The 14,248-nt window shown below is 62.7% G+C and carries 13 protein-coding genes; all 13 read left to right on the forward strand.

The features are described 5' to 3' along the window. Positions 1-50 precede the first annotated feature (50 nt). The 13 genes from ABWI03_RS25230 to ABWI03_RS25290 all read left to right on the forward strand — a co-directional run bounded on the left by ABWI03_RS25230 (position 51) and on the right by ABWI03_RS25290 (position 14,133). The gene (locus ABWI03_RS25230; RefSeq protein ID WP_353798979.1) at positions 51-2,033 is read left to right on the forward strand and encodes a phage minor head protein; all 1,983 of its coding nucleotides are present in this window, start codon (positions 51-53) and stop codon (positions 2,031-2,033) included. 2 nt (positions 2,034-2,035) lie between these two features. After that, the gene (locus ABWI03_RS25235) at positions 2,036-2,263 is read left to right on the forward strand and encodes a hypothetical protein (protein ID WP_075833538.1); all 228 of its coding nucleotides are present in this window, start codon (positions 2,036-2,038) and stop codon (positions 2,261-2,263) included. Between the two features lie 86 nt (positions 2,264-2,349). Next, positions 2,350-5,346: a hypothetical protein gene (locus tag ABWI03_RS25240; protein ID WP_353798980.1), complete on the forward strand. Its 2,997-nt coding sequence runs from the start codon at positions 2,350-2,352 to the stop codon at positions 5,344-5,346. 2 nt (positions 5,347-5,348) lie between these two features. Beyond that, positions 5,349-5,561 (forward strand): hypothetical protein, encoded by a 213-nt coding sequence (locus ABWI03_RS25245; protein WP_353798981.1) that lies wholly within the window; start codon positions 5,349-5,351, stop codon positions 5,559-5,561. A 251-nt stretch (positions 5,562-5,812) separates the two neighbouring features. Then, entirely contained in the window at positions 5,813-7,693 is a 1,881-nt protein-coding gene (locus ABWI03_RS25250) for a major capsid protein (RefSeq protein ID WP_353798982.1), read from the forward strand. An 81-nt stretch (positions 7,694-7,774) separates the two neighbouring features. After that, a complete protein-coding gene (locus ABWI03_RS25255) occupies positions 7,775-8,584 on the forward strand; it encodes a hypothetical protein (protein WP_353798983.1) in 810 nt (269 codons plus the stop codon). A 10-nt stretch (positions 8,585-8,594) separates the two neighbouring features. Continuing rightward, the gene (locus ABWI03_RS25260) at positions 8,595-8,966 is read left to right on the forward strand and encodes a hypothetical protein (RefSeq protein WP_353798984.1); all 372 of its coding nucleotides are present in this window, start codon (positions 8,595-8,597) and stop codon (positions 8,964-8,966) included. Beyond that, positions 8,966-9,400: a hypothetical protein gene (locus tag ABWI03_RS25265; protein WP_054780908.1), complete on the forward strand. Its 435-nt coding sequence runs from the start codon at positions 8,966-8,968 to the stop codon at positions 9,398-9,400. The genes ABWI03_RS25260 and ABWI03_RS25265 overlap by 1 nt, the downstream gene beginning before the upstream one ends. Further along, positions 9,390-9,797, forward strand: a complete 408-nt coding sequence (locus ABWI03_RS25270; protein ID WP_353798985.1) for a hypothetical protein — start codon at positions 9,390-9,392, stop codon at positions 9,795-9,797. The genes ABWI03_RS25265 and ABWI03_RS25270 overlap by 11 nt, the downstream gene beginning before the upstream one ends. A gap of 1 nt (position 9,798) precedes the next feature. After that, positions 9,799-10,218: a hypothetical protein gene (locus tag ABWI03_RS25275; RefSeq protein ID WP_353798986.1), complete on the forward strand. Its 420-nt coding sequence runs from the start codon at positions 9,799-9,801 to the stop codon at positions 10,216-10,218. Between the two features lie 8 nt (positions 10,219-10,226). After that, positions 10,227-10,664: a hypothetical protein gene (locus ABWI03_RS25280; protein WP_166502140.1), complete on the forward strand. Its 438-nt coding sequence runs from the start codon at positions 10,227-10,229 to the stop codon at positions 10,662-10,664. A gap of 15 nt (positions 10,665-10,679) precedes the next feature. Then, the gene (locus ABWI03_RS25285) at positions 10,680-12,176 is read left to right on the forward strand and encodes a hypothetical protein (protein ID WP_353798987.1); all 1,497 of its coding nucleotides are present in this window, start codon (positions 10,680-10,682) and stop codon (positions 12,174-12,176) included. Between the two features lie 1,264 nt (positions 12,177-13,440). Beyond that, complete coding sequence (locus ABWI03_RS25290; RefSeq protein ID WP_075833514.1) at positions 13,441-14,133, forward strand: hypothetical protein; 693 nt, start codon at positions 13,441-13,443, stop codon at positions 14,131-14,133. Positions 14,134-14,248 lie beyond the last annotated feature (115 nt).

The following is a 14,248-nucleotide window of genomic DNA, read 5'->3' on the forward strand; positions in this document are numbered from 1 at the left end:
CTGGAGTTCGTTCGGATTGTGTGGGCACTGCTCGAGTTCTGGGTGTTCTGATGGCCAGGCAGGATCCGTGGTTGTCGGAGCGGATGCGCGCGGACGCCCGGATCCGGCGCGGCGAACGAAACATCTACACCGCTGTCATCACCGCGATGACCATCTGGCTCGACACCACCCGCCAACTCATCCTTGGACAACCCGTCCCAGCGCTCACCGCCGCCGCAGACGACCCGATCCCCGACATCGACGCCGCGCAAGCATCATTCGCAGCCTGGGCGCGCGCACTCGAGAACCATGTCGAACCCGCCATCGCCGAAGCGTTCGGTGAAGCATTCGCAGCGCAGTCCCGCGCCGCCGACATCAGCCCTGTTCACTTCCAAGAACACCACATGGCCACCGTCCATGACCGCCTCAAGATCTGGCCCGAAGGAGCATTCGAGGAACTCCGCCCAGAACTGTTGGAGGCGATGCAGCAGAACGAATCCATCGAGCAAATCACCGACCGCATCGGACGCATCCTCGACATCGACGCACCATCACGCCGCATCCGCGCCGACATCTCCGCCATCGACGCACAAATCGCCGACCCCGCAACAGATCGCGACGAACTGCCATTCCTGCGCGGCAAGCGCCGGCGACTATGGAATCAGCACGACGAGTCGCAGCAGCAGTGGAAATGGTTGGCGCGGCGCATCGCTCGCACAGAAATTCAGGGCGCCGTAGAGGGCGGATCGTTGGCGTCCGCGCAAGCGACCGCCGAAGCCACCGGTGAGGAAATGTACAAGGCGTGGCTGTCCACCTCCGATGAACGCACTCGGGCATCCCACAACGTCGCCGACGGGCAGATCGTGAAACTCGCCGAACCGTTCCGCGTCGGCATCGCCCTACTGCCGCATCCCGCATTCCCCGGCGGCCCCGCACACGAAGTCATCAACTGCCGCTGCACCATGCGCATCCTCACCTACAGCGAGATGCAAGCAGAACTGCAAGGCATGTGGGGTGGCCGCGGAGTCTCGCCAATGGGCGCCCGACTCGGCCCCGACGACGAAGCCGACGCCGCCACAGCGATCGACCGACTGAACCGCGAACGCCGCGGCGAAGTACTCGACCCCATCGAACGCACGGAACCCGAAGTGCAAGACACCGCGAACGTCGACGATGCCGTTCACGAAAACCCCGAAGTGCTTGAACCTGAGGACGAACCATTCACCACCCCACACGACGACCTCCCCGACCTCGAGGACGACATTCCCGATGATGAACTTCACGTGGCAGACGAAGAACCGGACCTGGACACTGACGACGAAGAGCTACCAGATCACCCTGCAGACGAAGGAGATCCAACCGACGACAGCGACAACGAAACAGAACCTGACGTTCATCAGCCGGACCCTGATCCTGCCGACATCCCTGACGTCGAAGAAGAATCCGCACCCGAAGTAGTCGAACGAGCCACCGGTGGTCCGACTCCCGAGGACGCGGAAGCCCTCGCCGAACAGTTCGACCAAGACTTCGCCGAACCGATCAACCAACTCAGCGACGAGGAACGCGCGGCAGTCCTCCGCTGGCAAGGAATGGACCGGTTCTATCGCCGCATGCAACACGTTGTGCGCAACGAAGCCGAGGACGAGGAAGCTCAGGACGTCATCGACGCGCTGCTGCCCCTGATCTCCGGCAACGCAGTGCAATCGGACGTCGTCCTCTACCGCGGAATCCGAAACGTCAGCACCCTCATCCGACGAACCAACTCCGACCTCGAACGGTACATCGGACAAACCATCCCGACACCGGGATTCCTCGCGGCGTCCACATCGCGCGAGCAGGCGACCAGCGGCTTCACCCGACCCTTCGTCGGTGGCGGACCGGTACTGTTCGAGCTCACCGTCCGTGCGGGCACACCTGCATTCTGGATTGCCGGCGCAGGAGATCCAGCGATGGCGGACCAAAGGGAACTGTTGATGGACGTGACAATGTCGCTGCTAATAGTCGGTGTCAACTACAGTGGAAATGTCCCCACAGTGCAGGCGGAGGTGATCTGAGCATGGAAATCAACGAACGGTTCTACGACGATAGTGCCTTCCTGCCTATCGGATCGCCGATGCCGCCGCCTTCAACGGCCGGCCTTCTCCTGCACAAGCTCGGTCTCACACTCGCTGATCGCGACGCGCAGATCGCGGGTATTCGCGAGTGGCTCAAGACGAATGAGCCGACGCCCGGGTTGGTGCGGAACCTCAATCGCCGTGGTTTCGGCGACGTCTTGACTGACTGAATCCACTCTCGGGTCGTTGCCGTAACCCTCTGATCAGAAATTCGGTAGATACAGTTATCTCTGTCTACCGTTCAGAGGAGCTCAGGATGACTGCACCAACCGCCCCGGCGGGGGACAAGCCGCTACCCACCGGATGGCGCGGGCCCGTGCTGCCGTTGAACACACCGTCAGGTGACATGCGGCAGTTCATGCTCGCCGACGGCGCCGAACCTGCGATCCGGCCGCTGCCAGTCGCTCTCTCCGCGCAGGACGAGATGTGGGACAACCATGAGGGTTCCCGCGTCGTCGGGCTCGTCACCCGAGCCTGGGTCCAGGATGGGCATCTGTGGGCAGAAGGGCCGTTGGACCTCGACGACACGTTCGGCGCCGAGTACGCCCGCAAACTAGGTAACGGGTTCGCAGGCTGGGTATCCGCCGACCTGTCCGACATCTCACTCGAAGAAATCCCACTGCGGTCCGACAAATCAGAGTGGGCGCCAAACGAACTCGCAGCAGCGTACGCAGCCTTTGAAGAAGGCACCGGTGACGAGCCTGATGTCGCCGGCCAACTGCTCCGCGTGCACGAGTGGAAGCTGATGGGCGTTACCGGCGTCTCGTCACCCGCCTTCGAAACATCCCGAATCGAGCCGGTGTACGGCGAAGAGTTCGGCTACGGGACGAGCAGTGCAGCGGAGGCTCTCGCTGCATCAGCTGCGAAACACTCGGGAGCGATGATTGCACTCGTCCCGTCGGTCGAGGACTGCGCGCGGCTCGCGATCGACGGCTACGAGCCGGCCGACGTCCTGCACACCACGCTGGTGTTCCTTGGCGACGCCGCGAATTGGTCTCCGGAGCAGCGAGACGCGCTTGAGCAAGCGGTGCGAGTCCTCGACTTCACGTGCCCACTGTCCGGTTCGGTGATGGGGCACGCGCAGTTCAACCCAGCAGGAGATGAGCCATGCGCTGTGTACCTCGTCGAGGCACGCGGACTCAGCGCAACGCAATCGTGCACGTACGGTGCCGTCGCCGACACCGTTGACCTGCCGCCGATCCCGGAACCTTACGACACCTTCCTGCCGCACATCACAGCAGGATATGGGCTCGACGTCAGCAAACTGGCCGAAGTCGGGCCCATTCGTTTCGACCGGATCCGCCTGTCGTTCGCTGACACGGATGTCCGCGACATCCCACTCGAGCCCGTCACCGCCTCACTGGTCGCCAGTTCCGTCGTCTACGACACCGCCGACTTCGCCATGCCCGAACCCGACGAGCTCACAGCGCTCACCGTCACCGACGACGGCCGCGTCTACGGGCACCTCGCACAAGCCGACTCGTGCCACATCGGATTCGCAGACGTCTGCGTCAGCCCACCCACCAGCGCCACCGGATACGCGTACTTCCACCAAGGCGAAATCTCCACCACTGAGGGACCACTTCCTGTCGGAAAGCTCACTCTCGGAACCGGACACGCCGGAATGCGACAAGCGGCCCGCGCCGCCGCAGAGCACTACGACAACACCGGCACTGCAGTCGCCGTCGTCCGATGCACCGACGGACTCTGGGGGCCATGGCTTTCCGGCCGCATACTCCCCGGAATCGACGACGACCGCATCGACGAACTCCGTCGATCCGGAGTGTCCGGAGACTGGCGCAGCATCCAGCGAGGATCCAACAAACTCGAACTGGTCGCAGTCCTCGCCGTCAACGTCCCCGGCTTCCCAGTCCCGCGCACCCGCGCACTCGCAGCCTCGGGCATGCGATCCCTCATCGCCGCCGGCATCCCTCCCACACGAAAGCGTCATGACCCTCCAACAGCAGCGAAGAAATCCATCGACATCGCGCAAGTCCGCGCGACTGCGCTTCGAAAGAGCCGTAGCCAGACGGCTGCCCAACGTGTCCGGTCGGCGCGCCTGGCAGCGGCTACTCGACGAGTAGAGCGACTCGGGAAGGAACGCCGCGTCCGAACACCAGGTGGGGCGAAGAAGTACGGACAGCCCATCGACTCCGTCATCAAAGGGAAAGGTCGCCATGCCCCTCGGACACCAGATGGCGGAGGCGCTCCCGCCGGCGAAGGTACCGAAACACGGACTCCGGACCCATCCACCTTCCCCGCCCCCACCGACGTGTTCACCATGAGCGACACCGACGCGGAAGTAGCCCTGTCCAGCATGAACGGCCAATACGGAGACCTGCACCTCCGCATGGGCACCGTCTCCGTCACCCCGCCCAACCCCGACGAAGGCGAACACGGCTCGTACATCATGGGCGGAACGATCTACAACTTCGACGGCGACGACGTCGGCTCGTTCGAAAGACGCGTCGACCGCGACGTTCACGGCAACATCTCCGTCGAGCACACCGAACTGGTCATCGACGAGGACCACCGCGGAACCGGGTTTTCCACCGAGTTCGGGGCGACGATGAACGCGTACTACGAGCAGGCTGGCATTCAGAGCGTCTCCCTGCACGCCACCCTCGAAGACGGCGGAAACGCCTGGGCACGAGCCGGATACACCTGGGACACACGCGATCCTGATCGTCTCGACGGGTCCATCGCGAATGTCCGCGGCCGACTCGACGAAGTCCGCGCGACCGCATCGCCTGCAGATCAGGCACTGATAGACGACATCACAGGGCGCATGGACCAGTTCGAACCGGGCACTGAAGCATTTCCGCGACCGGGCGAGATTGCAGATCTATCCGGCGACGATCCAGAACTCGGCCGAACCATCATGCGTGGCTCCGACTGGTACGGCATCAACGAACTGCACGAACCCGCCCGTCTTGGTATCGAGGACAACCCGCCACCAGCGCAGTTGTTCGACGTCGACACCTATCTCCGTGACGGGGTGATCGGATTCGAGGGGAACTACGCCGGCCACGACGTCACCATCGACGACACAAGCCACATCGATGACGATTCGTTCACTTTCGAATTGGGTGTGACCAGCGCAGACGGCGACTACACCACTGTGCCGGTTCAGGTCGAGCGCGGAGCAGACGGGACAATCACCATCACCCCTGACTTCGACTCCGTCGCATTCGAGGACAATGGCTTCGAGACCGAGATCAGAGACGCACTCAACCGATGGACAGGACAGTAACCATGGCAGGCATCCCAGCAGCGCAGTTCATCCGCGAGCGGACCGCTGCCGACATGAAACTGTTTCGAGATTTCATCATGGAGCGCAAACTCGACGAAGACGATGAGTACTGGTCGGCGGAAGACCGCGCCGACTATCGGAAGCTTTGGGCGCCGCATAACGCGGAGTGGAAGCAGAAGGCGATCGACAACATGAAGGCGAGAGGGGCGCTCTGATGGGTTGCAATTGTGGTGGGGGAGCGAAGCGAACGGTTCATCAGGTTCGCCGATCTGACGGAACTGTGAAGCGTTATGCGACGGAGGCCGAGGCTAAAGCAGCTGCCTCCCAGCCGGGCGCCACCTACACCAAAATTGAGCGCTGACACCTAGCTTCACCACTCATCCCCAGCACACGGGATAGAGTGTGCGTAGATCGCCGCTGGCTATGGGCCGGGCACCAAATGCGAGTTTCACGCAGGAGGCCCCCGGTGGACCCCATCACTCTTCAGGATCTGATCAACGCGGCGCAGGGCGAGGACGGTAAGCCGCCCGCCGATCCGGCGAATGCCGTAGCCGACTATCTCGCCGCGCACCCTGACGCAGACGTCGCAGCTCTGCAGGCAGAGGCGGTTCAGTCGTTCACCGAAATCAGCGCTGCCGGTGCCGATTCCGACGACTCCCTCGCTGCCGTCGAAGCTCTCGCCGATGTCATCGACGGCGTCAAGGTCGAGCAGGAACGCATCGACGCGGCAGGTGAGGCAAAGCGCACCCGCCTCGCCGAGCTGTCCGACCGCGTCAAAGCCGCAACAGGTTCCGAAGCCGAGGGTGAGGACAACGCGGATGCTGACGCAGCTGTCGATGCAGACGCGGACGCCGGCGTTGACAGCTCGGCTGATGCTGGCGCGGTGGACGCTGGCGAGGGTGGCGGCGATGTGGATGCCGGCGCTGCCGTCGAAACTGCTCCTGCTCTGGAGGCTGTCGCGGCGTCTGCTGCGAAGCCGGTGAAGCGTGTCCGTCTCTCCCAGATCCCCCGAAAGACGGTCAAGATGCCCGCCGAGAACACCCCCGACGCTCCTCGCGCGACGATCATCGCTTCCGCCGACGTAGCTGGCTTCGGCCAGGGGCAGAGCCTGACCACGTCGGACCTCGCTCGCGCCGCAAACGTGAAGCTGCAAGGCTTCCCCGCCGGCTTCGTTCCGAACCAGGAACACTCCGTTCCTGTCGCGTCGATCTCGATCCCGTTCGAGGACAGGCTCGTTGCTGACGGTCGCAACGATCAGGAGGCAATCGACTACGCCGCTGACACCAGCCGACTGAAGGGCGGGTCACTTGTTGCGGCCGGTGGATGGTGCGCTCCGTCGGAAACACTGTACGAACTCGGTGGCATTCTCGCGGATGGCAGCGCTGGCATCATCGATCTCCCTGAAGTTCAGGCCAAGCGCGGCGGCCTCCGATTTACCGAAGGACCGGACTACAGCTCCATCTACGGTGACCCGTCGTTCGGTTTCATCCAGACCGAGACTCAGGCCATCGCAGGTTCCGGCTTCACCACTGCAACAGGCGGCACCGTCGCCGGCACGGAGAAGCCGTTCTACCGGGTCCCTTGCCCGAGCTTTGACGAGGCGCGCGCAGAGGCCGTCGGGCTCGGTGTCGTTGCCGGTATTCTCGCGAACGACGCATACCCGGAGATGACTCAGGAAGTAGTTGAGCACGGGCTGATCGCGCACGAACATCGCATGAACACCCGCACGCTGAACCGGCAGCAGACGCTCTCGGGCACCCCGATCACGCTCTCCCTGGGACCGTCTGCGACGACGTCGGTACTCAACGCCCTCGACATCCAGATCACGGACTACCGCTACGCGAACCGCATGCCAGACAACGCGGAACTCGAAGTCCCGATCCCCCTGTGGGCGAAGCCGGTGTTCCGCGCCGATCAATCGGTGCGCAACGGATCGAACGTCACCGAAGCGCTCGAGGTCACCGACGCGAAGATCGACGCCTGGTTCAAAGCCCGCCACGCCGTACCCCGCTGGGTCTACGACTGGCAGGACGCGTTCTCCGGCGTGACCGGTGGATTCGGTGCCGCAACCCCGATCACCGCGTGGCCCTCCACCATCGACGTGATGATCTACAAGGCTGGCACATTCGTTCGCGCTCGCGGCGAGGTCATCAACGTCTCCGCGATGTACGACACGGTCAACTTGAAGAAGAACGACTTCCACGTGCTGTTCATCGAAGAGAAGTTGCTCGTCATCAAGCGCCGTTGGAAGTCGCGCCTGGTGCGCATCCCTCTCGCAGTGAATGGCGCCGTCGGTGCCGCTCGCGAGCTGGATGCACAGGGCAAGATCGTCGTCACCACCCCGTAGTCCATCACCGGGCACACCTGCAGAACTCCTGCGGTGTGCCCGGTGGTGTTCCACTGACCCCACAATCTTTTGGAGGCTACGGTGGCTGTCGCACCGGCTCTATACGTCGCAGCGCCGACGGTTACACCCTCACGATTCGGACTTGTCACGGCCGCTGATCTGGTGGTCCCGGAGGATCGTCATTTCGTCAACGGTGTTCAGTTCGAAAGCAACCCTTCCGGCCCCGCGAAACTGGCGGCCGCCGACTGCCTCCCCGAACCGGGCCCCGACCGGACTGTGCCCGACGGTATCGAGATCGTCGAGTCCGAGCCCATCATCGTTTACAACGGATTCACCTGCCGCGCTGTCGGTCTCGACGAATCCGAAATGCTCGACCGCGCTCGCAAAGCGCTGACCGGTGGTGAATGGGCTGCCGTCGAGAATGCTGTCTGGTCGTCAGATTCTGGACTGATGAACGCAGACACCGACATCCTCACCACTGCCGCTGTGCCGCTGGTGAAGGGAATCGGATTGCTCGAGGATCATCTCTACGAGCAGTACGGCGGTGTCGGTGTTGTCCATGCACCGCGTCATGTCGCGATGTTCGCTGCTGAGCGTCGGCAGGTCGACGTCGAATCCGGCCGCAAGGTCACCACTTTGGGCACACGCTGGTCGTTCGGCAACTACCCGAACACTGACGCCGCCGGCGCACCCGCGGCCATCGATACGGCTTGGCTCGTCGCCACCGGTGCTGTGCAGGTCCGGCGCAGCGAGGTCAAGCAGCGACCGGCAACGCTCGCGGACGCACTCGATCGGCGCACCAATGAGGTCTTCGCGATCGCCGAACGCACCTACGTCCTTTCCTGGGAAGCGGTCCAAGCCGCTGTCCTCGTCAACCTCACCAGCAGCTAGGAGCACTGTTATGCCTTCGATCATCCCAACTCCCGACAAGGCACAGGAAGTTGCCCGCGCTCTACTGGAAGCCGCGGATTCCCCTGACGACGTCCACACCGACACATCAGGCCCGAGTCTCGCGTTCGTTGTGTCCGACGAACTCGCAACCAAGGCCGGCTTCGGCGAGTACGACGACGATCCGGAGCCTCTGCCCGAAACCGAGCCCGAACCCGAGCCCGAAACTGAGACGGTTCCCGCCGAGGAACCGCCGCGCAGCGGCAAAGGTTCTGGTGAAGAAGCCTGGAAGAAGTTCCTCAGCGATCAGAAATTCGAGTTCGATCCAAAGCTCGAGCGCAACGAACTGATCGCACTCTGGGACGCACACACCGGCGGCCAGTAATGACATTGACCCTGCGTCGACTGCGCATCGAGATCACCTCCCTGCCTGCAGAACTCCTGCAGTTGGGTGCTCTCGTTGTCGCAGTTGCGCGTGGTCTCGACTACATCCGACTCCCAGCTGACCTCACGCCGGATTCGTTGTCGGTGATCGAGGCTGCGCTCCCGTTCGATGTGTGGGGATGGATCTTCCTCACCGCCGGAGCCGTCGGACTGCTCGGCATATTCGTACCCCGCATCCCTATGACTGCGTTGGCGCACGGGGTGTTGTTCGGCCTGTACCTCGTATTCGGTATCGGCGCGCTCGCCGAACTCGCCGACCGAGACTTCCTGTACGGCTGGAGAACTGCTGTCGGGTGGGTGCTCGGTGCCGCTGCGGTGCACCTGGTTTTGGCTGACGCGTCGATAGATGGTTGGAGGCGGACACGTGCCCGATGATGTTGCCGCGCTCTTGCAGGGGCACCCCTGGTTGTTGTTGGTAGTGCTGGTGGCGATCGTCATCAGGTATGTAGGACAGCTTCTGTCGGAGGCGTCGGAATCGTGGGCGAAAGTGCTGGGGCCGTTGGGGAGACGTTGGCGTTCGAAGGCTGAACGTCGCCGGTTTGTGGAGGCCGCGGATCTTGCGGATCTTCGCCGGCAGGTCGACAACCTCGCGCCGCGCGTGGAGTCGATGACCGAGAAGGTCGCGATGTACGACGACTACTTGCAGTACGACGCGAACTGGCATCGCGACATCGCGTTGCATGGCGCGGAGCGGGGTTGGGAGTTCCCGCCACCGGAGCACATTTCGTTTCTCGCGTTCATGAGGCAACGCCAGCAGGCAGGGGACTTCTGAGATGACTGTCATCATGGAGACGTTTCGGCGGCTGGACCAGACCGCCCCGGCGCCGCAGGATCTCGGGTTCGTCAGCTTCACCGTTCACGAGCGTCGACTGGTATCGCCTGGGAACTATGTGCTTGTCAGGGTGAAGGTCCCGTGCCGTTTGGTCAACGGTGTTCTGACTTCCCCGAACCTTGTGCCTGGTCCTGCGGTTGTTCAGGTCGGGAACGAAACGTACGACATCGAGATCCCGGACTCGTCGACGCCGGTTCAGTTGTGGCCGTTGATCGATGCAGGAATGCCGCCGCCAGTCAATGTTCCTGGGTTCGTGCGCAATGCCGGAGGCATAGCCCGAATCGCACGCGCGACCCGCGACGAGTACGCGGCACTGACGAACCCCGACCCTGAAACGCTCTACATCGTTTTCGAGAACTAGGAGAGATCATGGCAGCAACAGGCAAGCTTTTCGGCCTCGCTTTCAAAAGCATGGTGAACGGCGAGATCAACTGGACTTCGCACACCATCAAGGCAATGCTCTGCACGAGCGCGTACACCCCGAATCAGGACACCCACCAGTACAAGTCGTCTGTAACCAACGAGTCCGCAGGTACCGGTTACACCGCTGGTGGTGTCGCACTGGCGGGGAAGACGGTGAACTACACCGCAGGAACCAACACTCTCGTCCTGGACGCATCGGATACGCAGTGGCCTGACTCGACGGTCACCGGCCGATACTTGGTGCTCTACGACGACACCCCGTCGACGGACGCGACGAAGCCCTTGATCGGGTACATCGATTTCGGGGCCGACGTGTCCACCACAGCAGGTGTTTTCACCAGCGTCTGGGACGCCGCTGGAATCATTGGTTTCACCACCCCGTAGTCAGGAGACGACACGATGGGCTTGTTCAATCGTGGCCAGGGCGCATCGTCGTTGATCCTTGACGAGGCGCGGGCATTTCGCGCCTATCTTGGCGATCAGTTGGTGTGGGACGGCACGATGGATGCCTTCGTGCCGGTTCCTCATATTCTGGTTTCGGTCACGATGGCAGACCCGATGGTTTCGGCGACCGCTCTGACAGTGGTGCCATCTATTTCTGCTTCGGCCCAGGTGCACGAGCCGCTCGTGTCAGGAACGGCAACTGTCCGACCTGAAACAGCGATACTCGTAACGGGTGCCGTCAACGCGCCCGATGTTTCCGCTGACGCTCTGATCGATGTTCCCGCGATCTCGGTGACGGCGATCGCGCTGGCACCGACAGTGTCGGAAGCGTTCGATGCGACAGTCGAAGCGCCGTTCATTCAGGTGACTGCTGGCATGTACTCGCCGCAGATAACTGTGGACTACGCGTCCACCGTCCCGATCATCGCCGCGTTCGCAGAGTTGTTGGCTCCGTTGGTCACTGCAACGGGAACAGCTGTGGTCAATGCTCCGATGATCGCGGTGACAGGCACGCTGCCAGCGCCCATTGTGCGCGGTGCGAGTGCGGTAGCTGCGCCCATGATTGTGGTGTCGGCGACTGTGTATGCGCCCGAGTTGCGCCGTGATGCGAAGGTCACGGCCCCGTTGATCACAGCTACGGTAACGGCGTTCGTACCAAACGTGCAGGGAATCAATTTCCAACCGCAGGGCATGAACCTGACGAGCAACTTCACGTTCAAGACAACTACCCCGTTGATCGTTGCACCCATGGCGGCCCGAGCTGCGCTACCCACCTCGGTGGTCACCGCAAACAAGCTGATCATGCAAAACCCCGGACCCGTACGCGCCGCATGGATCGCTCGGATTACCACGTATTCCGGCGACACCGTGACCGGATCCATATGGAACAACGGCATATTGGTTAGTGCCGGTGCGGCCATAGCCAACCCACCGTTCAACCGAGGTGCGATCATTTCCGGTCAAACCGCCGAATTCACTGTGGCGCAGGGTGACGGCGTCGAGCTAAGAGTGCGATCGGGAAATGCCAATTTCGATCAGTCGCTAGTTTCACCCGACGTGCAGCTGAACATTTACAAGGCCGACCAACCCTCGGCAGTCGGTACACGCACAGCGGCGCAGACCGGAATCACCACGTGGGCCGACCTGATCCCGTCGTCGGTACCGGCGGGCGCTGTCATGAGCGGCAACGCGTTCGTTGCTCAATTCAGTCACCCCGAAATGCTGCTGGCCGCCGACCTGCTCACGTCGTCCCCGTATGCAATCGCGGTGCGGATATTGGTCAACGGCATAGACATTGGAATCACCGGTACTGCCGGGGCCAACGACGGTCGACTGACGGCGGCGGGCCGCGCCAATATCGTTGCCGGTGACCTAGTTCTCGTCCAGGCGCAACGCACAGGTGGCGTTGGAACTTTGAGCGTGAACACAGGCTCGTCGTGGGGAATCGTCTAACCAGGGCAAGTGCAACAACGCAATACTTCCAACCCGCCCGGCTGCCTCGGTCATCCGCTCCAGGTGCCCACCGAAGCTGAGCGTGACCGCAGCTCGGTGGGCGGCGCGCTCGAACTGTCGGGGACGGGCGCGCGGTCTGGGTGGTCCGCCGACGTCAGGTGTGAACATCCAGTCGGCGGACCGTGCGTGTCGGGACCGATGAGAGTTCGACACGCAGTCTGTGGTCCGCCGGGGAACAGGTGGGGGTCATTCCGGCGGACCAGACCCCTATTGCCCCGCGTGTTCACTTTGCAAACATAGGTGGCCCACTCGGACCAATCGGGGGGACTCGTCGAGCGGGCCGGGTACGCGTCGCGGGGGGTGCAACGCGCACCGCGCAAGGCTACTTCGGCGCGCGATCCGGTGCATGTCTGAGCGCGTCCGAGCTGGTCTGCCCCTACCCCTCCGACCCCGCGGGGCGGACTGTAGGCGCGTTGGGAGAAGGACCTCGGACTGTTGGAATGATGTTGTTTGCGTGGGGACCCGGCCTGGCCAGGTGGGGCCGGGTCCCGTCGAGCGCCATCCGCGTTGAGCACACAACGCGGAATGACCAACCACTTGCCGGATTCGACCCCTCGAATTGAATCCGACCCCTCGAACGTATTCGGCAAGCATCAGGCAAACGTGCAAATCGGACAGAAATCCACCAAACGGACGAACGTGGCCCCAGCCCTCAGTGGGAGTATGAAGGCTGCTCTCAGTCTTGTAGGGGAGGGCCCACCCCCGGCGAGTGGACAGCCGGAGGGCAGGCCTTGCGCGGCTGAACTGACCACTCAGAATCGCCGCAGCAAAGGAATTATATCCGCTTTTCGGGCGCCGCAAACACATCGTGGCGGGGACGAGTTGGTCTTCCCTTACCCTCCCGACCCCGCGTGGACGAAGATACCAAACGTCGAACAGATGTGCGAATATTTGGGTATGCCCAGCTACGAACGGCCACCGAAACAATGCCCCAACAGGCACCCATTCGGACCCAACACATGCCTCGTCGGCTGGGAAGTCTGCGCCTGCACCACCGCCCACAACGGCGGCCACCGCACCCACTACTGCCGACAATGCGGAGAAACCGTCCGCACCCCACCCTGCGCCGGCGCCACCACAAACCGACCGCTGGACCAACAAACCCGCACGCATCCCGCCCCCACCGGCGGACAACGACTATCCTCACCTGTAGAGAGCTGCTGGCTATGGGCCGGGCGCACACCATCCTTGCTCGGAGGCTCTTATGCCCACCACTGTTTGGCCCAGCATCCGCTCCCACGTCGTCCGCGCTACCAAGAACGATGCATGCGGCGCACCCGTCATCGGCCCCAAGTCGACCATCGTGTCCGACGGCCACATCTCCATCAAAGTCTCGCCACAGTTCGAAGACGGCGAGGAAACCGCACCCAAGAACGCCGCCGGGAAGATCGCGTTCGTCGACAAAGCGCAGGACGAGCTGAAGTACCTGAACGTCGAGATCGCGTTCCTGAAGGTCGATCCCGAACTGTTCAACATGGTGACAGGTCAGCCGATCGTCCTCGATCACGCCGGCAATGCCACCGGTATCCGTATCGGTGCGACGATCCGATCCAACTTCGGCATCGAGACGTGGTCCGACGTTCCCGGTACCGCATGTGGTCCCGACGGAAAGCTCTACGGGTACGCACTTCTACCGTGGCTCAAGGACGGCCGACTGGGGGACTTCTCCTTCGAGAACGCGCTCGCGAACTTCACGATCACAGCACGCACCGAGGCGAATTCGCCGTGGGGCGTGGGCCCCTACGATGTGGTGCTCAACGCGCCGGTGTCTCCGTCTACGACGCCGCTCGCCGGACCGCTGCTCACCCCGATCGCGGCGGATCAGCACATCCACATGGAGCCGACTCCGGTGATTTACCCGGCCCCGACGGCCGGTGCAATCCCGCTCGCTGCGTGATCGATCTTCTCGTGTGAGATGGGAGTGTCCGATTAACGGTGGATCCGACCTTGATGTCGGTTAGTTACCGTTCAGGGTGATGCGTCCTTCGAAGGTGATCGCAAACGCATTGAGC

The organism is Rhodococcus baikonurensis (assembly GCF_040489275.1).
Lineage (GTDB): Bacteria > Actinomycetota > Actinomycetes > Mycobacteriales > Mycobacteriaceae > Rhodococcus_F > Rhodococcus_F baikonurensis.

Bases quoted from the DNA above. Each gene is read 5' to 3' on its own strand.
- ABWI03_RS25290 (WP_075833514.1), top strand. From the start codon at position 13,441: ATGCCCACCACTGTTTGGCCCAGCATCCGCTCCCACGTCGTCCGCGCT.
- ABWI03_RS25230 (WP_353798979.1), top strand. From the start codon at position 51: ATGGCCAGGCAGGATCCGTGGTTGTCGGAGCGGATGCGCGCGGACGCC.
- ABWI03_RS25260 (WP_353798984.1), top strand. From the start codon at position 8,595: ATGCCTTCGATCATCCCAACTCCCGACAAGGCACAGGAAGTTGCCCGC.
- ABWI03_RS25265 (WP_054780908.1), top strand. From the start codon at position 8,966: ATGACATTGACCCTGCGTCGACTGCGCATCGAGATCACCTCCCTGCCT.
- ABWI03_RS25285 (WP_353798987.1), top strand. From the start codon at position 10,680: ATGGGCTTGTTCAATCGTGGCCAGGGCGCATCGTCGTTGATCCTTGAC.
- ABWI03_RS25275 (WP_353798986.1), top strand. From the start codon at position 9,799: ATGACTGTCATCATGGAGACGTTTCGGCGGCTGGACCAGACCGCCCCG.
- ABWI03_RS25245 (WP_353798981.1), top strand. From the start codon at position 5,349: ATGGCAGGCATCCCAGCAGCGCAGTTCATCCGCGAGCGGACCGCTGCC.
- ABWI03_RS25235 (WP_075833538.1), top strand. From the start codon at position 2,036: ATGGAAATCAACGAACGGTTCTACGACGATAGTGCCTTCCTGCCTATC.
- ABWI03_RS25280 (WP_166502140.1), top strand. From the start codon at position 10,227: ATGGCAGCAACAGGCAAGCTTTTCGGCCTCGCTTTCAAAAGCATGGTG.
- ABWI03_RS25240 (WP_353798980.1), top strand. From the start codon at position 2,350: ATGACTGCACCAACCGCCCCGGCGGGGGACAAGCCGCTACCCACCGGA.